22 protein-coding genes are annotated in these 24,456 nt (G+C 50.5%); 12 read left to right on the top strand and 10 right to left on the bottom strand.

The annotated features are described in order from the left end of the window. Positions 1-3: 3 nt before the first annotated feature. Together G461_RS0110065 and G461_RS0110060 are read right to left on the bottom strand one after the other, a co-directional pair. A complete protein-coding gene (locus tag G461_RS0110065) occupies positions 4-1,281 on the bottom strand; it encodes a three-Cys-motif partner protein TcmP (RefSeq protein ID WP_026960499.1) in 1,278 nt (425 codons plus the stop codon). Positions 1,282-1,315: 34 nt separating this feature from the next. Beyond that, positions 1,316-2,062, bottom strand: coding sequence for a DUF5131 family protein (locus tag G461_RS0110060; RefSeq protein WP_026960500.1), 747 nt, complete (start codon positions 2,060-2,062; stop codon positions 1,316-1,318). A gap of 108 nt (positions 2,063-2,170) precedes the next feature. Here G461_RS0110060 and G461_RS0110055 point away from each other — a divergent pair, with 108 nt between their 5' ends. Further along, positions 2,171-2,497: a helix-turn-helix domain-containing protein gene (locus G461_RS0110055; protein WP_026960501.1), complete on the top strand. Its 327-nt coding sequence runs from the start codon at positions 2,171-2,173 to the stop codon at positions 2,495-2,497. Here G461_RS0110055 and G461_RS0110050 read toward each other — a convergent pair. Then, positions 2,484-3,593, bottom strand: a complete 1,110-nt coding sequence (locus tag G461_RS0110050; RefSeq protein WP_026971750.1) for a three-Cys-motif partner protein TcmP — start codon at positions 3,591-3,593, stop codon at positions 2,484-2,486. The genes G461_RS0110055 and G461_RS0110050 overlap by 14 nt on opposite strands. A gap of 205 nt (positions 3,594-3,798) precedes the next feature. Between G461_RS0110050 and G461_RS23890 the strand changes: the two genes are divergently transcribed. Further along, the gene (locus tag G461_RS23890) at positions 3,799-4,434 is read left to right on the top strand and encodes a hypothetical protein (RefSeq protein WP_211234249.1); all 636 of its coding nucleotides are present in this window, start codon (positions 3,799-3,801) and stop codon (positions 4,432-4,434) included. Positions 4,435-4,618: 184 nt separating this feature from the next. Here the strand turns inward: G461_RS23890 and sigZ are convergent, their stop codons facing one another. Further along, positions 4,619-5,158 (bottom strand): RNA polymerase sigma factor SigZ, encoded by a 540-nt coding sequence (gene sigZ / locus G461_RS0110040; protein ID WP_026971749.1) that lies wholly within the window; start codon positions 5,156-5,158, stop codon positions 4,619-4,621. Positions 5,159-5,264: 106 nt separating this feature from the next. Next, a complete protein-coding gene (locus G461_RS0110035; protein ID WP_026971748.1) occupies positions 5,265-5,567 on the bottom strand; it encodes a DUF1330 domain-containing protein in 303 nt (100 codons plus the stop codon). A gap of 249 nt (positions 5,568-5,816) precedes the next feature. Here G461_RS0110035 and G461_RS0110030 point away from each other — a divergent pair, with 249 nt between their 5' ends. Together G461_RS0110030 and G461_RS0110025 are read left to right on the top strand one after the other, a co-directional pair. After that, positions 5,817-6,887, top strand: coding sequence for a CobW family GTP-binding protein (locus G461_RS0110030; RefSeq protein WP_026971747.1), 1,071 nt, complete (start codon positions 5,817-5,819; stop codon positions 6,885-6,887). Between the two features lie 76 nt (positions 6,888-6,963). Continuing rightward, positions 6,964-7,176 carry a hypothetical protein gene (locus G461_RS0110025; RefSeq protein WP_026971746.1) on the top strand — a complete coding sequence of 71 codons (213 nt, stop codon included), beginning with the start codon at positions 6,964-6,966 and terminating at the stop codon, positions 7,174-7,176. Between the two features lie 3 nt (positions 7,177-7,179). Here G461_RS0110025 and G461_RS0110020 read toward each other — a convergent pair whose 3' ends face one another. Next, a complete protein-coding gene (locus tag G461_RS0110020; RefSeq protein WP_084429140.1) occupies positions 7,180-9,204 on the bottom strand; it encodes a methyl-accepting chemotaxis protein in 2,025 nt (674 codons plus the stop codon). Positions 9,205-9,418: 214 nt separating this feature from the next. Between G461_RS0110020 and G461_RS0110015 the strand changes: the two genes are divergently transcribed. Continuing rightward, positions 9,419-10,105: a DUF2786 domain-containing protein gene (locus G461_RS0110015; RefSeq protein ID WP_026960373.1), complete on the top strand. Its 687-nt coding sequence runs from the start codon at positions 9,419-9,421 to the stop codon at positions 10,103-10,105. Here G461_RS0110015 and pyk read toward each other — a convergent pair. Next, the gene (gene pyk / locus G461_RS0110010) at positions 10,102-11,538 is read right to left on the bottom strand and encodes a pyruvate kinase (protein ID WP_026971744.1); all 1,437 of its coding nucleotides are present in this window, start codon (positions 11,536-11,538) and stop codon (positions 10,102-10,104) included. The genes G461_RS0110015 and pyk overlap by 4 nt on opposite strands. A 75-nt stretch (positions 11,539-11,613) precedes the next feature. Continuing rightward, positions 11,614-11,907 (bottom strand): hypothetical protein, encoded by a 294-nt coding sequence (locus tag G461_RS0110005; RefSeq protein WP_026971743.1) that lies wholly within the window; start codon positions 11,905-11,907, stop codon positions 11,614-11,616. Positions 11,908-12,108: 201 nt separating this feature from the next. Here G461_RS0110005 and nadE point away from each other — a divergent pair, with 201 nt between their 5' ends. Then, on the top strand, positions 12,109-12,939 hold the full coding sequence (gene nadE, locus G461_RS0110000; RefSeq protein WP_026971742.1) for an ammonia-dependent NAD(+) synthetase: 831 nt from the start codon (positions 12,109-12,111) through the stop codon (positions 12,937-12,939). Between the two features lie 126 nt (positions 12,940-13,065). Then, positions 13,066-13,695 carry a trimeric intracellular cation channel family protein gene (locus tag G461_RS0109995; protein WP_026971741.1) on the top strand — a complete coding sequence of 210 codons (630 nt, stop codon included), beginning with the start codon at positions 13,066-13,068 and terminating at the stop codon, positions 13,693-13,695. A 2,084-nt stretch (positions 13,696-15,779) separates the two neighbouring features. Here G461_RS0109995 and G461_RS23885 read toward each other — a convergent pair. Continuing rightward, a complete protein-coding gene (locus tag G461_RS23885; RefSeq protein WP_051333491.1) occupies positions 15,780-17,132 on the bottom strand; it encodes an MATE family efflux transporter in 1,353 nt (450 codons plus the stop codon). Positions 17,133-17,284: 152 nt separating this feature from the next. Here G461_RS23885 and G461_RS0109975 point away from each other — a divergent pair, with 152 nt between their 5' ends. From G461_RS0109975 to glgX, 3 genes are all read left to right on the top strand, one after another. Further along, a complete protein-coding gene (locus G461_RS0109975) occupies positions 17,285-18,400 on the top strand; it encodes a 1-acyl-sn-glycerol-3-phosphate acyltransferase (RefSeq protein ID WP_026971740.1) in 1,116 nt (371 codons plus the stop codon). A gap of 79 nt (positions 18,401-18,479) precedes the next feature. Continuing rightward, entirely contained in the window at positions 18,480-18,662 is a 183-nt protein-coding gene (locus tag G461_RS0109970) for a hypothetical protein (RefSeq protein WP_026960379.1), read from the top strand. 136 nt (positions 18,663-18,798) lie between these two features. Beyond that, entirely contained in the window at positions 18,799-20,880 is a 2,082-nt protein-coding gene (gene glgX / locus G461_RS0109965) for a glycogen debranching protein GlgX (protein ID WP_026971739.1), read from the top strand. Positions 20,881-20,928: 48 nt separating this feature from the next. Here the strand turns inward: glgX and G461_RS0109960 are convergent, their stop codons facing one another. Next, a complete protein-coding gene (locus tag G461_RS0109960) occupies positions 20,929-23,271 on the bottom strand; it encodes a DNA polymerase II (protein WP_026971738.1) in 2,343 nt (780 codons plus the stop codon). Between the two features lie 146 nt (positions 23,272-23,417). Between G461_RS0109960 and trhA the strand changes: the two genes are divergently transcribed. Together trhA and tnpA are read left to right on the top strand one after the other, a co-directional pair. Further along, the gene (gene trhA, locus G461_RS0109955; RefSeq protein ID WP_026971737.1) at positions 23,418-24,068 is read left to right on the top strand and encodes a PAQR family membrane homeostasis protein TrhA; all 651 of its coding nucleotides are present in this window, start codon (positions 23,418-23,420) and stop codon (positions 24,066-24,068) included. Positions 24,069-24,238: 170 nt separating this feature from the next. Next, the coding region (tnpA, locus tag G461_RS25860; RefSeq protein WP_157360275.1) for an IS200/IS605 family transposase at positions 24,239-24,456 on the top strand (218 nt) is incomplete at its 3' end.

The raw sequence follows: 24,456 nt of genomic DNA, 5'->3' as shown, positions 1-24,456 counted from the left end.
AAGTTAAAACATAAAGGTTAGGTTTCTTTCTAGGACGATTTTGTCGTCGAGACGCAGTGATTTTCTCGATCTTCTTTGCTCACCATTCTTTCCTATGATTTTTATTCCCTTTTGACACAAATGAGAATATATCGCGTCGAGATACTGCTCGTAATGTGCAGGAGATCCGTTACATGTGCTGGAAATAAGCTCAAAGATTTCGAGAGGTTCATCACTGAAGTATTCTGTAACTCCCTCAAGTAAAGCGTCCCTCGTTCTTGATTCTGCGCTTTCATCAAACAAGAAGTCAAACTGCAATTGGTTCTCTAGATGCGACAAGTTTGCATCAAAGCCAAATAGCATCTTTAGCCCTGGTCCTCCATAGTGGGCGAATGAGTTCTGAAAACTCCAGTGGATCTTAACCATTTCATCTCGTGCTTTTGGGTGGTTAGAAAGATGAACTAACCAGTAGGACCTATTACTAACATCGGATCTAATGAAAAAAGGCGTGAAAAACCTAGCTTTGCTTTTTTTCCAGACAAAATCATAGAGACTTTGCTCAATCAGAGCTCTGGTCTGTTTAGAGTCTACCTGCTTGAGTTCCTTTAGGTCGTTGATTGCTTCGAGTGAAAGAACCTCGTGCAATCCAGCCTTCTTTATACCTTTTAAGTAGCTAGGAGAGTCTGATAGATAGTTTATTATTGAGTCTGTGGAAAAAGTAAGAATTGCTTCAGAATTCTTTCCTGAGGTGCCAAAAATGTAACGGAGATAGGGGATAGGAACATCAGTGTAACCGTACTGATCTAGAAGATAAATAGCCCTTTGATCTCCTCGGCCATGCGTTAGTATACTGTTGATGACTGGATCTATAGCGTCCGTGAAGGATTTGTTTATTATATGAATGTTTTCACTGTTAATATCTATTCCTGCGCTACATAGCGAGTCTTTTAGGCACTGATAGACAGGCTTCTTTTTTTCAATGAAGTAAAACTGAGCATTAACACTAAGTTTGGTTTTTGTCCTTGAGGTAGTGTTTATTTCTGCTTCAACTTCCCTGATGGTATTGTGAAGAAGAATCGGCGACCCGTAGACTTCCCTTTTGTGTTTGGGGCTATAGTATCTTCCACCCCCAGAAAATCCATCCACAATATGCAAGTTGAGGTTAGGTATCGAAGGGTTTATCGTCAACACCTTAACATATTGCTTAAGGTACTGAACGATTACACTATGTTTGACTTCACTATGTTCTGCAATTTCAGGTAATGAACCTGAATCGACCCATTCATACTCTGTTTTCGCCATCCGCTAGAGAAAACCACGTTACTTGTGTGTATATCTAATATACCCTGAATTCTATGGGCATTGCATCCCAAGTTTGACCTTTGAGAAGTCGACCATTCTCCTTTTTCGAGCGTTTCTTGCCATCGGCACCCCATCCCCCCCATTGTTTGAAAAAGAAGGCTACATTTTGTTGCTCGCAGGACTCTTGAACTCCTTCTGCCCATTCTGGCTTCATTTCTCGAGATTTTGGGCCTGATTCTCCTCCGACGATAACCCAATGAATTCCAGATAGATCAATATCCCCTAATTCTTCTAATAGCGGCTCTACAGATAAGAAGCGGATTTGAGCATCAATCTTCCTTAGCTCATCTATTCGTGGCAATCCTTGCTTCCTATTTTCGACAGTTACACCAATCCAAGCGTTAGTTGGTGCACTTCTTTCCTGAAAGTAGCTTGCCATCCTAGCTGCTCTCTTGGTCAAAATCTGATAAACATGTTGTGGTGTTGCTTCAATGGTATTGAAAACTTTATCAATAAATGAGAATGGAACATCTTCATGGAACAAGTCACTCATGCTATTAACAAAGTACTTTGTTGGTTTTTTTCGCTTTAGAGGTTGTTCTAACCTTGATGGCTGTAGTGTTAACTTGAATCCGTTCTCATAACCTGGAGTCCTCATTGACTTCAGTCTATTCGCCATAGCTTCTGCATAGCAATGCTTGCAGCCTGCAGTTATTTTGTCGCAGCCTGTCACTGGATTCCAAGTCTGCTCAGTCCACTCAATCTTGCTCTGGGTTGACATGTCATACGCTCCTTGAACTCACTTTACTCATTTTAATTCAATGTGTTTGCAGAACACTTGAAAAGCTAATAATATTCACAAGTTATATTATATATGAATGATGAATAAATGCACCTAAAATCAGCGTTATCCGAGAAAGTCTGTGAGTTTCTTAAGGAGAACAAACTAACCCAAGTAGAGGCAGCTAAAGAGCTAGGTGTTAGTCAATCTACTATCAGTAGAGTTAGGCAAAAAAACTGGAAAACTCGCGGTAGGCAGGTGGAAAAGCTAATTAAAATTTTTGATTTGGATTATTACTTAAAACCTGATCCTGCTAAATCTAAGGTATTGATGAGTGCTCTATCTGACGTATGGGATGGGAGCGATGCTCATGCAAAAGCACTATCAAAAGCGCTACGTTCTTTAGTCGATTTAGCAAAAACTACTCGGCAGTGATTCTGAATAATATTTGTGGGGGATACGTTCCTGCTCTTCTTTTCTTCCCAGGAGGTAGTTGACCAATAGTTAGAAATCCTTTTTCCTCTAATGGTTTTAGTCCATGCTTTTTAACTTGCGATGAATGATAATCAGTCTCATCTGAGGCCACGAAGTCTTGGACTGTCTTGCTTGTTATCCATTGCCCTGTTGAAAATCTTTCCTGAATACAGTTTTGTAATGAGGTAAAATCGTGCATATCTTGTGACATTAGTAGATCTTTGTCCTTCCCTCCTTTGAACTTAAAGTCTCCTTCAGGAACGACTTTCCAAATGGAAGCCTTCATGCTATCCGAACCCTTTATATGCTTCGTTGCAAAGAAGATGGTATACACATGACGATTACCCTTATATAGCTCGAAATGAACTACCTGTTCAGCGCCTGACTCCTTGAGCTTCTTCTTGTAAAGTTTGTTTAGGAACGACTTTTTTTCTTCTTTGTTATCAATTTCGCACATTTCCTTCCAGTCCTGACACCCAAATAATGAGTCTAAGTGAGGTTCAAACTCAGGACTATTTTTAAACCTGTTTATAAACTCGTACATCAGCGATATGTACAGCTCACATTTGCTGTTTTCCAGTAGCTTTTTCATTACAACAAGAGGTGTATCAGAAACCCCAAACGGATCAATCATTGCGAAACATGGGGCAAGCTGTTTGTTTTGAAGGGCTATATCGTCCAGAAGTTCTCCCATGTGGGAGTCAAACTTGCCACATGTAATGTGCACTTTCACATTTGCTGGAAGACTAGGGTACCTTTGAACGATGAGGGACTTCAGATGATCACACCGCTTAGGATCTTTCTCGATGAAATAGAAGACTACTTCGGGACTCAGTAGATTTTGATGCTTATGTGCGATAAGAGCGTCTAGCGCGAGTATGGGTGAGCCCAACTGGCCGCCTTTGTATTCACCTGGACCGGCAAAGCCATCAATGATGAGCAGACGTTGGTTGTATTTGCTCATGATAGGAAGCCAAGCATTTAAGTAGTTACATAAAACTAGGTGTTTGCCGATAGAGTGCTCTTCAAGTTCCCAAACAGTCTCTTTTGTTGCCATGTCCGTAGAAATCTCACTAGCGTCTTTGAGTTTGTTATCTGATTTTGCCTTTTTTACTATTGATAATCACGTACATAAGTAAATGTTCTTGTATCAATCCTAAGTATGTCGCAAGTTGAAGTTGTCTATAGTGAACCATATATGATTTGCAATTAATCATATATGGTTTATATTGGTCATGTATGGTCTTTTTTGTGAGGTGCAAATGGCTAAGGTTATCGAGGTATCGGAGTCGACTTATCAAAGGCTGGAGAACCTTGCTGTAGGGTTTGATTCTCCAGAATCTGTTATTTGCAGGTTACTGGACTCGGTGGAAGGGAAGCCTGAATCTAAACCTTCAGTAGTGTTTAACCCAGAAGATGAAGACGAGTTTAAGCGACTACTCATAGAGCGCAAAGAAGCGGAAGTGTTACTTTTCAAGCTTGATGGAACTAGGGAAGTTCTGCATTGGAGAGCGAGTAGGTTCTCGCCGACCTCGAGTCTGCGAGGTAATTTGTGGTCGGGTGTGCTTCGCGATTGGAAGAAAAAAGGAATAAAGAGAGCTGAGTTTTCCATAATGCCTCTGCAAACAATAATGGATGATGACAACACCAATCAAGTTAAGGCATTAGCTCTAGAGTTTGGTCTAGCGTTTAGTGAAATGCAGAGGCTCGACTATGAAATCGATACAAATGAAAGTAGTGATGGTTTGATTTACGACTATATAGTCTGCTTTCGCGAAGACAACGATCCAGAGCTTATGGCTATGATAAAGGGGTTGGACGACATGCGTTCTGTACGAGTTGATTCGTCTGTTCTCAACGATTGTGGAATACAAGAATCAACTAACGAAGGTTGGTAAGTATGATACTTTATTACTTTTATGAAGTGGTCGAGCAATCAAATTTTTCTATCTAGTATGACACTTTATTTTTTACCAATAAAAAACTAAGTGCCAATAACATGCTGTTAGAGTCAATTTAGTATGAAACTTTATTACTCTCCCACAGGAGGGCTCAGCCCTCCTTTTTTGATTGAGTGGTCGCTTAACTGCAAGTCCTTCCGCATGAATTTTTAGGTGTAAACGCCTTCACGCCACCACTGCCTATTTCGATATCGCAGCAGTTGGTGAGTTGCTCTCGCAGCTTGACCCGCGCTCGTTGGATTCGGCTTTTGGTTGCGGGCAACGAAAGGTCTAATCGATCTGCGATTTGCTGTTGGCTGAGCGCCTCAAGCTCAAACAAGGTCAGTGGTACTCGATACTTTTCAGGTAAAGCTTCAATCATCGGCCCTAGGCATTGTGCTAGTTCTTGATGGGCTAGGTTGTCTTCATCGTTCTCATCGGCCAACAATTGCTCCGGCAGCTGTTCACTTGGGCGCTGTGTTCGATAGTGATCCATGATGCTGTTGTGGGCGATGCGGTACAGCCAGTTACTCAGGCTTCCTTTGGCATTAAGTTGATGAAGATGGGTACTGGCCTTGATATACACCTCTTGCAGCACGTCGTCGACAGCGCTGCTGTCATCGATTCGCTTGGCAACATATTGCTTCAATTTAGTTTTGTGCTGTTGCCAATGGCTAAGCATGGATACCTCTGCTGGTGATTGCGCCTAACTAGTGTAGACGCAGTCATCAGCAAAAAGATGCAAGGTTTTTAGTACATATTGCCTAAAACCTCAGATGCTGTGTCCACTAGGCAAGATCATCTTTTCCTTCAATTAGGAAGTGATGGCTAATCGAGCCTTCGGTGCGAGCTTTGAGGTGTGGCAGATACTCTGGCTCGTTCATAAAATCCAATGCCGCTTGTTTAGACGGCCACTCAATCACGATGCGCAGTGCGGCCTCCTCCCCTTCACCTTCGAGGCGCTGGTGGCTGTCGGTGCGCGCCAGGTATTTTCCACCATGCTTGGCTACCAGCGCATTAGCGGGGCCAATATAGTCGGGGATCCAGTCTTGTGAGGTTGGGGTAACAGCGAGAACAGAGTAATAAGCCATGGTATGCTCCTAGGTCTTTTCAGATGATGTCTGCGATGAGTGTTGTTGCTCATCAGTTCGATTGGTAGCTTAGCTTTCCCTGAATGAATTGATAATGGCGCTAGAATCCAAAACACTTTCAGTAAAATCTATATAGTTAATCGATGGTTTTGTGCTGTTGCCGAAGGCTGGCCTGAAGTAAAGATTTGACTGGTCATGGCGTTTGGTGATGAGTAGCATAATCATCCTTCAAGAAGCAGGACGAACGTGATGCAGCACTCTCAAGCAAAGATCCCAACCACCATTGTTACAGGCTTCCTCGGAGTGGGGAAAACCACGGTGATTAAACATCTACTGGCTAACAAGCCGGAGCATGAACGCTGGGCGGTGTTGGTCAACGAGTTTGGCGAAGTGGGGATTGATGGCGCCATGCTAAAAGAGCAACCTTGCTCGGTGGCGGTTCGTGAGGTGGCTGGCGGTTGTATGTGCTGTGCGGCGGGCCTGCCCACCCAGATTGCGCTTACCCAACTGTTGCGGGAAGTTAAGCCCGAACGCCTGCTAATTGAACCCACCGGACTTGGCCATGTTCAGCAAATCGTAGAGATTGTGAGTAATCTAAATTTTCGCGATCACCTTAGCCTGCAGTGGGTTTTAACGCTGGTGGATGCACGCAATTTTGCTGATAGCCGCTATACCACCCACGATATCTTCGTTCAGCAACTCGAAGCGGCCGGTACCTTGGTATTCACCAAGGCAGATTGCTACCAAGAGGCTGACCGACTGTCCCGTGATAACTACTTAGCGGCGCATCCTTGGTTGGCACAAAAGCCAAGCTTAGAGATTGAACAAGGACAGCTGCCAGTAGAACTGCTGTTAGATAAGCCGTTGCCAGAGCCAGTAGAACAATTCCATAGTTGTGGTGAACACAAACACTGTTCGGGTCATCATGCTCACGACCACGACCACGACCACGACCACGACCACGACCACGACCACGACCACGGTTCGCCCAGAGACTTCGATACCATGCCGTTACCTGAACAAGGCTATCTGAAGGTGGAAAATCAGGGCGATGGCTTTGTCAGCTGTGGCTGGGTGTTTGCTGAAGATAAGCAGTTCGATGCGATTGCCGTTCTGCAAGCGCTAGGCTCCGTTAAAGCGCCGCGGGTGAAAGCTGCGGTGGCCTTAGCTGAAGGTGGTATGGTGGTTAACTCGGTGGATGGGGTTGTTAGCTCTGAAACTATCGCCAGGCCAACTCGCTCTAAAATTGAGATTATCGCTAACGATAGCGCGGCGTGGGCTCAGCTAGAATCACAGCTGCTTGCCGCTATTCGTAGTTAACCTGTTAAGGTCGGATCACAAAGTTGCGCTTATCGCTGTGATATAACCATATTAAAAGTATGGAAAAGGAGCGGCGATGAAACCTTTAGCGATGGCCTTGGTGGCACTTGGCGTGGTGTTGGTGTGTAGCGCGATTTTACTGTACTTACTGACCGACTTGGCGGGCACCGTTGAGGGGCTGCGCAATATCGCGCTGGTCGCTGGTGCCGGCTTGTTGTTACTGGTCCCCGGCAAGATTGTACTCACCCTGCTGCTTATGGGTGAGCACAATCGAAACCCTAAGCCCTAAGCCCTACACCTTAAAGCTTTGCAGGCTCTCGCCTTGCTCGCTGGCGATGACTGCAACCTGGTCTGATTGTACCGAGAGCAGGTCAATCTGCTGTTGACGTTGTTGGCTGTGTTGCGCCAACGACGATACCGCTTGATTGACATGGTGGCTGGCTTTGGTCTGCTCGGCGGTTGAGTGCGAGATCTCCACGGCGCGCTGTTGCACCGTCGATACCGCTTTTTCAATCTCCATCATCGAGCTACCAAGTAGCTGACTAAGCTCGCGGGTCTTGGCCATTTCTTGCTGGCACGAGCTCATCGATTCGCCGGCCTTGCTGGTGGCTTTATGTAGGGTGTCGATCATCGCTTCGATGGAGTCGGTCTGCTCACGGGTTTGCGCGGCCAGCTTACGTACCTCATCGGCCACTACCGCAAACCCACGGCCATGCTCGCCGGCTCGGGCGGCCTCAATGGCGGCATTCAGCGCTAGCAGGTTAGTGCGTTCGGCAATGGCGTTAATCACGCCAACCACCTCTCCGACCTGATCCACTTGCTTGTCCAGCTCATGCATACGCTGGGCGTTACGCTGTACCCGTTCATCAAGGTTTTGCAGGTGAAGGTTGGTGGTTCGCAGGGTCTGTATGCCTTCAACGGCCAGCTTGGCGGATAGCTCACTGTCTTTCTCAGTGGCGTTGCCTGCTTCGGCGATATCGTTCATGTTGGCATCCATCTGGGTCACCGATGAGGCGATTAACGCAATCTCTCCTTCTTGTGCGCCCAGCTGTTGCTGTTGTTCGTGGGTCACTTCGGCACTGGCATCGGCCGCTTGTTTCAGCTCCTGACCACGTTGGCGAAGCTGCGAGATGTGCTCGCGGTTTTTCTCTGCAGATTGGTTTAACCAAGTGGATAGCTGCTTAAACTCGCGCGGGCTTTGCACCTCACAGTAGTGGGTAAAATCGCCATCGGCGATCTTCTGAATCGCCATGCCAATCGATTTGAGGCTGCGGCGGATCATCGTCAGCAAACTCAAGCACATGGCAATGACCAGCACGGCGGTTATCGCCATCAGACCCAGTAGCATCCCTATGCTCTGTTGCATCACTTGCTCTGTGTTGTGCTGGGATTTGGCCACTTCACGTTCACTGGCATCTTGCAGGGTGCGAACGGTTTGGCTGAGCTGACTCAGTGGCTTGCTCAGGGCCAGAATGTCTTCGTTGATCTCGATACCCAGTACGACACGCTCGCCAATCTGTGGCAACAAGCCTTGCTCGGCGATGGCATCTTCCAGCATCTCAATCGCCATCAACACCGTTTGGTACTCGTTAAGCTCAGGGTTATCGTTGGCCAGAATATCGTAGTTAAAGCGCAGCCGTGAGATGTAGCTCTTGGCTTGGCGAAGCTGGTTGCGCACAGCCCCCCGGCTGCTGGCACTGACCAGGTTGAGCTGGTTAGTCATCAATGCGGCGGCATCGGCGACAAAGGCATCGTAGGCCATATGTGATTCGGGAAGATCGGCAAACAATATCGGGATCAGCCGAGCCATCTCATCGCGGGCTGAGCTCATGGCATAGGTCACCATACCTTGATTCATAGCAATGTAGTGCTCAATCTCTAAGCGCCGTTCAATCTTGCTCAATAGCCCTTGCATCGACTCAGCAAGTAGCTGATTACGTTCCTCGAGCTCGACCACGCTTTCCTGTAGCCATGTATGTTGCTGACTCAGTACATGCAATTCGGCCAGCGAGCGTTCTAGCGATTGCTCCACCTCGGAGAACTGCGCCTGACGGGCGCGAAATTCATCTTGGTCGGGGCTGGTAATCGCATTGCGCAGACTTTGGTCGAGGCTCAGCGCCTGTTTCTCGATGTCGGCGGCGGCTTGGCTGAGTGGCAGCGCCTCTTCACTTAATTGGGTAAACGAGATTGAAAGCTGTTTTAGGCCCCAGAACGAGGTAGCGACTAAACCGGCGGTGAGGAGGAATTGGCAGGCAACCGTAAACGCGACCCGCTGTACCAGTGTCAATCCGTTGAGCATACGAGAGAATTTGAGCATCTTGCCTAGTCTGTGAGCAATTTTGCCGCTATTGTGAATGGGCTTTATTACAGATTTATTAAAATCTGCCCATTTGATTTTTTGTGGTTTTTTATTTTTTAATTATATTCTTTACTAAACCTATCAGCATATCGCGTTGCGCTCTCACGGAGTGTTTGCAAAGCCCTGCGTAGTGAGTAAAATTACGCTTCTTTTTTATACAGAGGCTACCAATTTGAGTCGTCAGCGCGCCCTGGAAAAAATCGCCAAGTGTTTAGAACTGGGTAATTCTGCCAATGTGCATGAAGCCGCCCAGGCTATTCGTATGGCCCAAAGCCTGATGCGCAAGCATGGGCTTGAGCAGGCAGATATTGAGCTGATCCAAATGGGGAAGACCTCCGGACAAACCCTGCTTCCAGCGGATGTGGGCAGTAACATCCTCAAGATTATTCGTGGCATCAACTCGCGCTTTGGTGTTGAGGCGGTGCTGGTGAATCATAAGGGGCTCAAACGGGTCGAGTTTGTTGGCTTTGCCGAACGAGCGGTGTTTGCCGCCTTCGCCTTTGATATCGTCTACCGCGAGATGAACCAGCAGGTGGGTAACTTTCGCAACAGCTTTGCCGGCTCTGGCACTGACAACCTTACTGTTAGTCGTCGGGTCTCCTCGTTCGCTGCTGGCTGGTTGGAAGGCGCTTTAGATAAACTGCCCGATCTCGACAAGGGCGAGCGCAACCCGCATATGGACGATTATCTCGATGACATGTTCGAGAAGTTGGACCGAGAGAGCTTTAAGGCACAGATCAAAGCGTCGATGGCCAAGCTGACCCCCGATTTTGAAACCGGCATGAAAAAAGGCCGGAAACTCTCGGTTAACCGGCCCGTAGAGGGTGCCAAGGCTGCGCCTCAGCTCAAGCGCGCCTAAGGCACCTTGAGGATCTTACTGGTATTGGTATGACCGGTTTGGTCGAACACATCGCCATGGGTCATGATGACCCGATCACCACTTTTCACGTAATCCAGCGACTTTAAACGCTCAATGGCGGAGTTCGCCACGGTAATGATGTCGCGGCTACGCTCCACAAAGTGCACCGGATAAACCCCACGATACAGGGCGCAGCGGTTCAAGGTTGCCTGATGTTCAGAGAGCGAGAAGATCGGGATGCCGCTACTCAAGCGCGACATCAGCAAGGGTGTGCTGCCGCTCTCGGTGAGCGCGATGATCGCCTTCATGCCACTGAGGTGGTTGGCGGCAAACATCGTCGCCATCGCAACCGTTTCGGCAATACTCTCAAAGCTGTCGTTCATACGGTGGGTAGAGACGTTCACACTACGCTGCTTTTCAGCCCCTTCGCAGACCTTGGCCATCACCTGCACCGTTTCCACCGGGAAGTTACCGGCGGCGGTTTCGCCGGAGAGCATGACCGCATCGGTGCCATCGAGCACTGCGTTGGCCACGTCCATGACTTCTGCCCGGGTGGGGAGCGGCGCATTAATCATCGACTCCATCATCTGGGTGGCGGTGATTACTGCGCGATTGCGCTTGCGGGTGAGCCTAATTAGTGCTTTTTGCACGCCGACAAGCTCGGGGTCGCCAATCTCAACACCTAGGTCGCCGCGCGCCACCATCACCGCGTCACTGGCATCGATGATATCGAGCATTGCCTCTTCGGTAGCGACGGTTTCGGCGCGTTCCACCTTAGCGACCAGCTTTGCAGCCAGGCCTGCTTCGCGGCTAAGGCGCCGGGCAAAGTCCATATCCCGGCCATTGCGTGGAAAGGAGACTGCCAAGTAATCCACACCAATCTCTGCGGCGGTAACGATATCGGCCTTATCTTTATCGGTGAGCGCTGCAGCCGATAAGCCACCGCCTTGTTTGTTGATGCCCTTGTTGTTGGACAGGGGGCCAGCAACGGTTACGCTGCAGTGCACCTCGTGGCCAACCACTTTCTCAACCGCCAGCTGTACCCGTCCATCGTCGAGCAGCAGAGTATCGCCGCTGCTGACGTCTTGCGGCAGGTGCTTGTAATCGAGGCCGACGGCGTTAACGTCTCCTTCCCCTCTGGGAAGCTCACTGTCGAGTACAAAGGGCTGGCCCAACTCAAGCTGTACCTTGCCCTCTTTAAACGTAGATACCCGTATCTTCGGACCTTGCAGGTCGCCAAGGATGGCAATACTGAGTTTATGGCGGGCAGCGATCTGCCTGACTTGCCGGGCGCGCTCTAAATGGTCTTCCGCGGTTCCATGGGAAAAGTTGAGGCGGACCATGTTCGCCCCAGCCAGCAGTACTTGTTCCAGTACACCGGGCTTGTCGGTTGAGGGGCCGAGGGTGGTTACAATCTTGGTTCTGCGCAGCATGACAAGCTCCATTTGATTATCTACCTATTGGTATAGGCTACCGAGGCCGATCGCGCTGGCTTGATTTAGAGGCGATCAGGCTAAGAAACGTTGATGTTTAGGCTGGGTTAGGCCAATCGCCAGCAATGCCGCGCCGCCCATATCCAAAAATACCCCCAGGCTCATCTCGAGTAGCGGGTTGATGCTAAGCGCGTGGGACAGGTCGATATGATGGCTGCCATCGAGGTAGGCGGCAGTACCCAGCGCAACCATAAACAGGCCGAGTCGAACCAGCGAAAGGCTGAACAGGTGGAACAGGGTGTGAACTGACCAGGCCGTTGAGGAGTAAAAACTACTGAGGGTCTGCCAAGACAAGATCCGATACTTCATCGAGTTATCCTTTACTGCTATCAGATTTATCAGTGGCTTAAGGATATCACGAAGCTTGTCAGTACCCCAAACCTTGGCTTTGGATAAGGGCTAAAGTACCCTATGGAGGTAGTTCACCATGTCGCTACCTGACTCGCTTGATGCGACCTAGTTAAGGTAGTTTGGATACAGTTTTGTTAATTCTTTTTCAGGGTAGAAGTCATGAAACAGGCCATATTAGCTGAGATGAAGGTGTTACCCACTATCGACCCCGCTTTTGAGGTTGAGCGTCGAGTAGCCTTTATTAAGCGATGTTTACAGCAATCAGGGATGACCAGCCTGGTACTTGGGATCAGCGGCGGCGTGGATTCGACCACCACCGGCCGCTTAGCGCAGCTTGCCGTTGACCAGCTAAACCAAGCGCAATCTGAGAAGCACTATCAGTTTATCGCCATGCGCCTGCCTTACGCAGAGCAAAAAGACGAAGCGGACGCGCAGCTGGCGTTGGGCTTTATTCAGCCCACCCACACCGTGACCACCAATATTCAAAGCGGCGCTGACGGTATCCATCAGAGCGCTTGTGCCAGCCTTGAAGCTGCTGGACTTAGTTTGCCCGAGGCAGCGAGCGTTGATTTCCACAAAGGCAATGTGAAGGCGCGCATGCGGATGATTGCCCAGTATGAGATTGCTGGCCTCACCAATGGATTGGTGATTGGTACCGACCACAGCGCTGAGAATATCACTGGCTTTTATACCAAGCACGGCGACGGCGCTTGTGATTTAGCGCCGCTGTTTGGATTGAGCAAGCGTCAGGTTCGTCAGTTGGCTGCTCATCTGGGGGCCCCAGAGAAGCTGATCGGTAAAGCGCCCACCGCAGATTTAGAAGAAGATCGTCCGCAGCTGCCCGATGAAGTGGCGCTGGGGCTAAGCTACCAAGAAATTGATGATTTCTTGGAGGGTAAAGAGGTATCGCAAGAGGTTGAAGACAAGCTAATTGCGATCTATCAGCGTACCCAACACAAACGTCAGCCTATCCCTACCATCTACGATTAACGCCCCTTGCGCCAAGCCAGCTTGGCGCAGCTCCTCCCCGGTTATTTGCTGTCTTAGACCATCTCTTGGTTGCTCTTGGTGAAGGGCTAGTGTCTAATTGCGCCGACTTATTAAAAGGGGGCGAAAGTGGTCAATCAAGCCATCGTTATTTTAGATATTTTTGGTACAGCTGTATTTGCGATCTCAGGAGTGTTGGTCGCGAGTAAACGACGAATGGATTTGTTTGGTGCTTTGGTTCTTGCGACGGTAACCGCGATTGGAGGCGGTACTATCCGCGATATGGCGCTGGGGCTTACGCCGGTGTTTTGGGTAGACCAAGGCATCTACCTGTGGGTGATTGTGATTACCAGCTTGGCGAGTATCGCGCTGCTGAATAACTTCCCTACGCCACCCAAGTGGATGCTGCCAGTGGCCGATGCCATCGGTATGGCGGTGTTTGTTGCCATCGGCGCCAACAAAACCCTGCTGGTGGACTCGTCGATGATCGTTGCGGTTATGATGGGCGTGGTGACCGCCTGTGGTGGCGGGATGATCCGCGATGTGCTGGCCAATCAGGTGCCACTGGTATTGCAGCGTGAGATCTATGCAACAGCCTGCATCGCTGGTGGCATTGTCTGGGCGATTGCCGTGCAATTGGGCTTTAACTTGACCTTGGTGACCGGGCTTTGTGTATTCACCGCGCTGATTATTCGCTTGGTGGCCATTCGCTATCACCTTTCTCTACCCCGTTTGGGCACGACTCGGATGGGAGAGTAAGCTCAGCCAAGTGTGAGATATATCTCACACTTGTGTGGGTTATCGCGTTTTACCGTTAGGTATAACTTTAATTAATTCATTTAAAAACAGCATCTTAGAGCAAGCTTGCTTAAATACTGAGCGTGCATAAGCAAAATAATCCACTTTAGTACCTGTAGTGCTAAGCAGAAAATCCGTAAATTTAGTTCTGCAAGGAGGCACTGACGTTAGCGAGGATAGCTGACGCGGCAGGAGCTAAAAGGACGCACCACAGGACGTGGTAAGGACACCTCCCAGGAAGGAGTTGTGCAACGGGCTTGGATAGCCGGTTATGCTAGGAAGGCTAAAGGACAGCCCAATGGAATTGGGAAATGGAAACTACAGGATGTAGTGATAAGTCAAAAGGGATTGCATGGAGCACTCACGTTCAAGGAACTAAGAACGATTTGACTACGAGGCGACACATTATTGTGTCGCCTTTTCTTTATCTGCTGACCAGTGAATCCCTTGCTACGTTCAATGCATAGTATCTAGCGCTTAGTTGTAATAAATCCCAACATTGTTATGTAGGCGATGTATGTCATCGCGCCGATAGCAATCAATAGAAACCCTACCTTTCAATAGTTTGAGCGCTAGTGCCACAGTTATGGACTGTACACAAAGCAGCACCTGGCTAAGTGTGGCTATACAACGCGGTATGTTGAAGTAACATCCCTAGGGCAAGGATGCGTGTATGGCGAACAAGGATGTTTGATAAGACTGAGCTGAAGGGATATCACTGATATCCATAGGACGTGATGGGGCGGCATCGAGAGAGTCGCTTTTTTATGCCACGCCTGCTTGGTTATATATGTCGTTGTCACCGCTTATACGCCCATCTGTCAGCTTATTCCCGCAGTTAACGCTCAAGTCGGGGTGAAAAATGCTCAATGTGTTTGCTCGTGATTAGGGGCGCTAATCGCAGATATTGCTAGATCCTACATCAAGCTTGTAAGAGATATCTCACAAGGCGTGTAGGTGATTCTAGTGTCTAAAATAGAGACGTTTTTCTAAAATCTCATGTTTACAATGGCTTAGATTGTTTTTTTATTGTTAAAACTTTTTTATCTATTAACTTTTTCGCATCAGACGTATTCATCCGGTGAGCAAAAGTCGTAATATTAATCCTGCACGGAGGCAATGACGTTAGACAGGATGACTAACGTGGCAGGAGCCAAAAGGACAACCACAGGACGTGGTAAGGGACACCTCCTAGGAAGGAGACGTGCAACTGGTAAGGAATACCGGTTATGCCATGAAGGCTAAAGGACAGCCCAAAGGATTTGGGAAGTGGAATCTACAGGATGTAGAAAAACAGTCAGAAGGGATTGCAGGGAGCAATACACGTTCACGGACCGAGCGATATGACTAAACGAGGCGGCACTTAGGTGCCGCCTCAACTTTTTCTGCTTCCTAAAGCGCCTCCCCATTACGACCGCCTACACCCAAAATCATAAACTTGCTGAATATTTACGCTTAAGCAGCATTAAATCCCAATCTTTAGATCTATCTTGAAGCTAAAAACTGTAAAAGACCGATCGACCTGTAAGATATTTCCTACAAGGTTGTGAGAAATGGCGTTTAATGATTCTACCCGCTTGGTGGTAAACCTATATAAAACAACGCGTTAGGTTATCTCTTTACCAAAAATTTATTCGCTATATCTTTCACTGGTTTCTGGCCCACTAGTTTAATCTCGGGTCTTTCGTAGAATTAGCAACATAAAGGGACGGAAGTCACTGCGGTAACACACAGTGCAAACACAACAATGGAATAGAGCTCGGGATGAGCGAAGAATCTGCCAGCAAGGATGTCGGCAAACAGGAATGTGACAAGGATTAGGAACACTTCACTTGTGAAGAAGGGACCCCTCCAGGAAGGAGATGAGCGGCAGTAAGGAACTCTGCTTAGCTAGGATAGCTAAAAGGAAGCCTCGAAGGACTCGGGAACAGGAAGGTTAGGATAACCAGAGTTGAAGGAAGCAAGGAGCACGTAGGCTTTGGAGCGAGCATATAACTCATCAAGAGGCAGCACTTAGGTGCTGCCTCTTTCTTTTTGCGCGGCGCTTAAAGCGCCCACCAACGCTGCTTCTTCATCATCAATACCAGTAGCAAACCACTTAGCAACCCAGCCAAGGTATGGGCCGCGGTCATCGCGACAAATACCAGCTTGGGGTTAAAGCTATCGACGCTTAGGTAGATCGCAGGCACAAAGATCAGCAGCAAACGCGCGGCATTTAACAGCATGGCGTAGATGGGCTTGGCCATGGCGTTGAGCGCTTGTACCAGAATTAGCACCAAGGCAATCATCGGGTAGCAGAAAGGCAGTAAGCGCAGGTAAAAGCTGGTGAGTTCCATCACCAGTGGGTCACTACTAATCCAACGGCTAAGCATCGGGGCTATCGGGTAGATCAGGCAAGCCAGTAGCAGCTGCCATAGCAAACCCATCCGGATCACCTTATGGACCACCTCGCGCGCCCTTTGTGGCTGCCCAGCTCCAATGTTCTGCCCCACCAACATTGGGACGACCGAGTTCAAGGCCATAATGCCGATCAGCAATAAGGCTTCGATCCGCGTCGCCAGTCCATAGGCGGCCACGGTGGCGGTGCCGAGCTTGGCGAGCATGGCCAATGCCAGCGTGTTCGCCAGTGGGGCAAACAGCTGGGAAAGGGTTGCAGGCGCGGCAATGCTTAATAGCGAGCGCCATGACGTGCGAATGCCGGAAAACACGGCCCTGCCGCCAGCGCTGAGCAGCGCGCTTTTATTCTGCAACAGATAGATTGAGGCAACAAAGGTGAGTAGCCAGGCAATGGCGCTGGCAATAGCGGCGCCTTCTATGCCCATTGCCGGGATTGGGCCTACACCAAAAATCAGAATCGGGTCGAGTACACCGTTCACGCCGCCGGCGATCAGCATCAGCAGGCATGGGCGCCAGCTATCACCGCTGGCGCGCAGCGCCGCGCTCGCGACCATTGCGCACACCAGCATCGGGATCGCCCAATACCAGATGGTCATATAGCGCTCGATGTAACTGATGACGCTCAGCTCTGCTCCAAGATAGAGAAACATTGGGTGGATCAACGCGGTGCCCAATGCCGATAGCCCAACGCACACCAGCACACTAAACAGCAGGCTATGGCGAGTCAGTTGGCTGGCGACGTGTTGCTGGCGAGCGCCCAGCAAGCGGCCTAGATTCGCTGCCAAGCCATTGCCAATGCCGGTGGCCAGGCTGGTAAACAAAAAGCTGACTGGCAGAGTAAAGCTGAGGGCGGCCAAGGCTTCGGTACCGAGCTTGGCGATAAAGTAGCTGTCCACCAGATTAAACAGCAGGATCGCGAAGACTCCCACCAGCATGGGGGCCGATTTACTGATGATCAACTGCGCGATGGGCGCTGCGGTTATCTGCTGGTGATGTTGCATTAATTTGGTTGTAGAGTCGTCTAGTGGGCTGTTTGGCTTGTCACACAAGGCGCTAGCATAACAGGTCTTAACAGTTGCCGAAAAACCCTAAAGCGATTGAGATTACTGTGGCCATGGGCTAAATTGCGCTCAGATTGAAGAAGAGGGATGACATGTCAGATTTTTCCAGTATCCGGCCGTATCAAGATGCTGAGGTAAAACCCACGCTAGAGCGTCTGGTGAACACACCAGAACTTCTTCATACCCTGATCGGCTTTCGCTATCCCAAGCTAAGCGGTTGGCGCAAGTCGCTGTTGGCCATCGGTTTGAAAGCCTACCTGCGCTGGCGTCTGCGCAACGTCGATTCCGTCTACCAGTTTCAGCTCGAGGTAGAGTCTTACATGGACCACATGATCAAGACCACCACCTCAGAACTCAGCTCCAGTGGTTTGGATTCCCTCGATCTTAGCCAGCCTCATTTGTTTATCTCCAACCACCGGGACATCGCTCTCGATCCCGCTTTTGTTAGCTATATTCTGCATCACAGCGGGCAAGATACAGTGCAGATCGCGATTGGCGACAACCTGCTCACCAAGCCTTGGGTGTCAGATTTGATGCGCTTGAATCGTAGCTTTATCGTCAAGCGCAGCGCATCGACTAAACGCGACAAGCTGAAAAACTCTCGCGAGCTCTCGGCCTATATCCATCATGCGATCACTGAGTTGGGCGACCATATCTGGATTGCCCAGCGTGAGGGGCGGGCTAAGGATGGGGTGGATCTGACCAACGCGGCACTTATCTCCATGTTGAGTCTGAACAGGTCCAAGTCTCAGCCCTTTAGCGAGTTCATCAAGCAGCTAAACATCGTGCCGGTATCGATTTCCTACGAGTTTGACCCCTGCGATGAAGCCAAGGCTAATGAGCTGGTTGCCCAGCAGCAAGGCCATTACGCCAAGCAAGAACACGAGGATATCCTGAGTATCTCGCGTGGCATTACTGGCCATAAAGGGCGGGTTCATCTGCACTTCTCCCCGGCGTTGCAGGGCGAATATCACTCGGCCAAGCAAGTGGCAGAAGAGCTAGACCGGGCGATCATCGGTAACTACCAGCTGATGCCGACCAACTGGGTGGCGGCAGGTCGCAGCGAGCAGGCTTCGCTGAGCCCTCGCGATGTCGATCATGCTCAGCGCTATTTTGAGGCAAAGGCGAGCACTCTTAGTGCAGAGGCAGTAGAGCAATTACTCGCGATGTACGCCAACCCCGTGCTGTATAAAGATAAAGTCGTTTAATAACAGTGATTTAAGTTTTACCATTTGGTCTGGCATTGGCCTTGCTTACTCCTAAATAGGTATTTTTAGGAGTTACAGCATGTTCCGCAACAAACAAAGTCACACCGTCGCCAACGTCATCGCCGATAAAGCCAAATTCGATCAACTATTGAGCATCGTATTACCCGATGAGCTGCCACTGTTGAATCAAACCGGCTGTATGGGAGTGCGCCGCAAACGCAGCGCTTCGGCACGTAGTCATGTTGTCTCCGCTCGCTTTTAAGTTTCTTGTTAACAGTCACTTAGCTGCGATTTTCGTCATATTTCTGCTATCACTGTGGTGGATGCTGTTACACTCATAACTCGGTTATGGCGCCCACGGGAAAGGGGCGTCTGGTTAATCCAACAATAAGCAGAATATGACCTTTACAACGCAATCTGGTAGCTCCTTTCCTTTAGGAGCTTCTTATCAAGGTAGCGGTGTTAACTTCAGCCTCTACTCGAAAAGCGCCACGTCGGTAACCTTGGTGCTGTTCGACGAAATCAACTCAAAACGACCTTCGGCTGAGTTTCCGCTATGTCCTGTAGCCAACCGTACTGACCACTATTGGCACATCTTTATCGAGGACCTGCACCCGGGAGCGCTCTATGGCTTCCGCGTCGACGGCCCATGGGCGCCAGAGAGAGGCTTGCGCTTCGACCCAAGCAAGATCCTGATCGACCCCTATGCGCATATGATCCACACCCCGGATAACTACATGCGCCAAATTGCCGCGCGTCATGGCCATGATAATCAGGACCAATGCCTGAAATCGGCGGTTGTCGACTTACGTGGTTTTGACTGGCAAGGCACTCGCCCCATTAAACGTTCGCTGCAAGATACGGTTATCTATGAGATGCACGTAGCGGGCTTTACCAAGCACCCCAACTCAGGGGTAGCACCGAGTAAGCGCGGCACCTACGCTGGGGTAATCGAAAAAATCCCTTATCTACAAGAGTTAGGCGTAACCGCCGTTGAGCTGATGCCGGTACAGCAGTTTGACGTGCAAGATGCGCCATCGGGTCGCCCAAACTACTGGGGCTATAGTCCGATTGGTTTTTTTGCGCCGCACGTTGCCTACAGCTCTGATAAGAGCGTGACCGGTGCGTTCGACGAGTTCCGCGAGATGGTGCGTGAGCTACACAAAGCGGGTATTGAGGTGATCCTTGATGTGGTGTTTAACCACACAGCAGAAGGCGGCCATACCGGCCCAACCTTGGGCATGAAGGGGCTACAGAACGATACCTACTACATCCTCGAGAGTGAACGTAGCTGGTACAGCAACTATTCTGGCTGTGGTAACACCTGTAACACCAACCACTCGATTATGCGCCGGATGATCCGTGATGCGTTGCGCTTCTGGGTGAACGATATGCACGTAGACGGCTTCCGCTTTGATTTAGCCTCGGTGCTTAGCCGCGACTCCAAGGGCAATGTGATGCAGGAGCCGCCGCTGTTATGGTCCATCGATTCCGATCCGGCAATCGCTGGCACCAAGATCATCGCTGAGGCCTGGGATGCCACCGGCCTCTATCAGGTCGGTCAGTTTGTCGGCGATCGTTGGAACGAGTGGAATGGCCGCTTCCGCGACGATGTTCGTGCCTTCTTCCGTGGCGATAATGGCGTGGTCGGTAACTTCGCCTCTCGTCTGCTGGGCAGCCCGGATATCTATTACAAGCAGCACCACTCACCACACCGCTCGATCAACCTGATTACTGCCCATGATGGCTTCACCATGAACGACTTGGTGAGCTACAACGACAAGCACAATCTGGACAACGGCGAGAACAATCGCGACGGCGATAATCACAACCTCTCCTACAACCATGGCGCCGAGGGGCCAACCTTAGACACCCGCATCGTACAGTTGCGTGAGCAGCAGATGAAGAACTTCTTCACCACCCTGCTCACCTCACTGGGTACCCCAATGATTACCATGGGCGATGAGGTGAAACGCACCCAAAAAGGCAACAACAATGCCTACTGCCAAGACAACGAACTAAGTTGGTTTGATTGGAGCTTGGTGGAGAAAAACGGCGATTTGCTGCGATTTGTTCGCGAACTTATCAAGCTGCGTCGCTTCGACGACGTGCTGGAAGAGAAGATCCACACCAGCCTGTCGGAGGTGGTGCACGACGCCAATATCGAATGGCACGGCGTGAAACCGGGCGATCCGGATTGGTCGGAGCATAGCCACAGCATCGCTCTCACCTATCTCGACCCCTACAGCAACGATCGGATGTATGTGGTGTTCAATGCCTTCTGGGAAGCGCTGGAGTTTGAGGTACCGAAGATCGATGGTCACTGGTTTAAGCTGGTGGATACCGCCGCTAAGCCACCGGAAGATATCCACGACTTTGCCAATGCGCCGTGTCTGGAGGACGCGCAGATCACCCTTGCACCGCGCTCGGTGCAGATCTACGTGGCCAATCCACAGATAGAGCGCCGCTACCAATCCTAAGTGTTTGTGAGCTGCCAACAAGGGCCTTCGGGCCCTTTTTTAATGGCGCTAGAACAAGCCAATCTGCGCCGAGCTTAGCTGCTCAAAGTCCTTACCAATAAATGGCAAGATGGCATCGGCAATCGGCTTGAGTTGCTTATCGATATAGTGTTGATAGTCGATTTGCGACTGGCGATACTCCAGCGGTTCCGGGCCGCTTAGCGTAATCAGATAGGCAATCCGCCCTTTGTGTTGATACTGCAGCGGCTTACCTAGCTTGCGATTGTGCTCATCGGCGATCCGGGCTGCCCGCACCTGAGGGGGCACGTTCTTTTGATACTCACTCAAGCGGCGGCGTAGCCGTTTGTGGTAGATAAGCTGCTCGTCCAACTCGCCTGCTTGCAGCTGCTGAATACTCTCACGGATAAACTCGCTGGGGTCATCGCCGGAGAATACTTTCTCGAGCAGCACGGTTTGAAAGTGCTTGGCCAGTGCCGTCCAGTCAGAGCGTACCGTTTCCAAGCCTTTGATCACCAGCTCTCCTTTGGCGGTGCGCCCGGCATAGCGTTTCTTCGAGCCGGTTTCGCTGCCGCGAATGGTGGGCATCAGAAAGTCACTAAAGTGGGTTTCAAACTCGATCTCCAGCTGGCTCTCTAGGGAGAACTCTTGCTGAATCCGCTGCTGCCAGTAGTGGTTGATGCCTACGGCAAGCTCGCTGCCAATCGCTTGGGCTTGCTGGTTATCCAAATCCCCCTCTAGCCACACAAAGGTAGAGTCGGTGTCGCCGTAGATGACTTGGTAGCCCTGCTGCTCAATCCAGCTGGCGGTGTCACGCATCAGTTGGTGACCGCGCATGGTGATTGAGCTGGCCAGCCGCGGGTCGTGGAAGCGGCAACCGGTGGAACCTAGCACCCCATAAAAGCTGTTCATCAGGATCTTGATGGCATGGGAGCGAGCTTGGTCTTGTTCTTTCTTTGCCTGATCGCGCTGTTTCCAAAGGGTTTCAATAATGCCCGGAAGGAAGTGTCGCTCGCGACTAAAAAAGCCACCACGGAAGCCTTCAATGGCATCATCCTGTTTCAGTAATCCCTCGATCAATCCCAGCGGGTCGACCTTAAAGGTGCGAATAATCGAGGGATAAAGGCTTTTAAAATCGAGCACCAACACATGGCGATACAGGCCGGGGCGCGAGTCCATCACATAGCCGCCGGGGCTATCGGCAACAAAGTCGCCGCGTAGGTTGGGCGCAATATAACCGGCGCGATGCAGCTTGGGCAGATAAAGGTTGGTGAAGGCGGCTACGCTGCCACCGTTACGGTCTAATAACAGCCCGGTGAGCTGGCTGCGTAACACCAGAAACTGCTGCAGATGGGTGTGCTCGAAGATCTCGGTGACTAGCTTGCAGTCTTCGAGGTTGTACTTGGCCAGCTGAGGCTTGTCATGCTTAAAGTTGTGCTCAATCTCGCCGAGCCGATCCTCCACATCATCCACCAGCTTACCGCGCCCCAGTAGCTGGTTGGCGACGAACTCTAGGCTGAAGCTGTCGAAGTGGTAGCTGGCATTTTTGAGCGCATCGATACCGTCGACCACCACGCGCCCGGCGAGGGTGGCAAAGCCGCCCTGCCCTTGCTCGCGTTCCCGCCAGCGCAGCTTGCTGCCATCGCGGCCTAGCGGTAAGTCGATACCCATCCGCTCGGCCCGTTTGGCCAGTAGGCGGATATCGAAGTTCAGCACATTCCAGCCGATGATAAGGTCGGGATCGAAGCGTTGGACCTCTTCACACAGCGCCAGTAGCAACCGACGCTCATCACTGACCCAGCGGATCTCGCACTCACTCGGCTGCGGCTGACCGATCATCACCACCTTGGCAATGCCCCGCCCATGCAGTCCGGCCGAGTAGAGCTCGCCGTGGCGGCTGCACTCTAAATCCAGCGACAGCGCCCGTAGCTGAGGTTGATAGTCACCGGCTTTGACTTTGGCCTGGTTGATCTGGGTGTAACCACGTTGTTGACGCTGTTGGCCCTGAAACAGCAGGCTGCCATAACAAAAACGTTCATAGAGAAAGCGTTCATGCAGCTTTACATCGCCTTCAAGGCAGGTGATCCCGGCTTGCTGCAGGCTAAGCTGGGCCGCTTTGTGGGCGGCTAAGGAGTGAAAATACAGCGCTGCTAGAGGCTGCTGCTGAAAGTCTTTAAGTGGCAAGTTAGCACTGCGCGCCAGTAGATCGCCGAGTAGCTGCTGGGCCCTATCTAGCTGAGATTGTTCGATAAAGAACACGGCTTGCTCGCCACTGACCTCGAGCTTTACCGGGCCGGCATCGGTGGCCAGCCACAATTGAATCAGGCTCTGTCCTTGCTGGTCAAAGCTACTGGCTGAGAGGATAAAGCCTTGATTCGGCGGGCTTACGGTCATTGCGCTTACTGCTGAGTACACTTGGCGACAGTGTAGCATGGCCGCTAAATTGGATATTTCATTTTAAGCTTACAAGTGTACGCTGAACTGTTGTCCATGGCCAAGCGAGCTGCTAGGCTTAGCGTTCAGCTACGAGGCCTTCTGACATGTCCGACAAACACTATTCTCTTGGCGAGGAGATCGCCAATAGCGTGACCCATGGATTGGGCATCGCCGCCGCGATTGTGGCATTGGTGCTGATGCTGGTGAAGGGGATTCCAGTACTCAGCGGCGCCGGCATTGCTGCTATCAGTGTGTATGGGGCCACACTCATTCTGATGTTTATTGCATCCACCCTGTATCACGCTATCTACCACATACCGACTAAAGCGGTACTTAAGCGCGTCGATCATTGCGCCATCTATTTGCTAATTGCAGGCAGCTATACCCCGTTCTTATCGATTAGCCTGGAAGGTGGCCTCAGCAGCTTGATGCTGGTGTTTATTTGGGCCTTGGCGCTGGTGGGGGTGATATTTAAGATCTTGTTTGTCCACCGCTTCAAGCGCCTGTCATTGCTCACCTACTTAGGGATGGGCTGGGCGTCGGTATTGATGGTGCCGCAGCTTTATAAAGCGCTGCCAGCGGGTGGCTTTAGCCTGCTGGTGTTAGGCGGTGTTTGCTACAGCATCGGTGCGCTGTTCTACGCCGCCAAGGGGCGAGCCTATAGCCATGCCATCTGGCATGTGTTTGTACTGGCGGGCGCGGTGTTGCAATGCCTGTCGGTGGCGCTGTTTGTCATTCCGGGCGCTGCCGCCTAAGCATTTCGCTATCGTCTAGATACAACAAAGGCCGCAGCTGCGGCCTTTTTCGTTTTCGGCCCTAAACCACCTACTTCAGTAGGTGGTTATTATCCGGTGAGGCTTTGCCTGAAGACCCGCTCATGCTAAATGCGCCTTTGATTTTTAGCGAAGTCAAAAGGACAAATAACATGAGCAGATACAAGCAAGCATCACACGTATTTTGGCGGTGTCAATATCACATAGTTTGGACGCCCAAGTACCGATTTAGGATATTGAGAAATAATGTAGGGAAAGAAGTCTATCGGTGTATTCAAGTTTACTGTGCTCAGTTGGGATGTGAGGTCGTCGAGCTCAGCGTCCAAAGTGACCACGTACACTTGATTGTAAAGGTTCCGCCAAAGCTGAG

Source organism: Aliagarivorans marinus DSM 23064 (genome assembly GCF_000429485.1).
GTDB classification, from domain to species: domain Bacteria; phylum Pseudomonadota; class Gammaproteobacteria; order Enterobacterales; family Celerinatantimonadaceae; genus Aliagarivorans; species Aliagarivorans marinus.
This window is presented reverse-complemented; position numbering and strand designations above follow the sequence as displayed.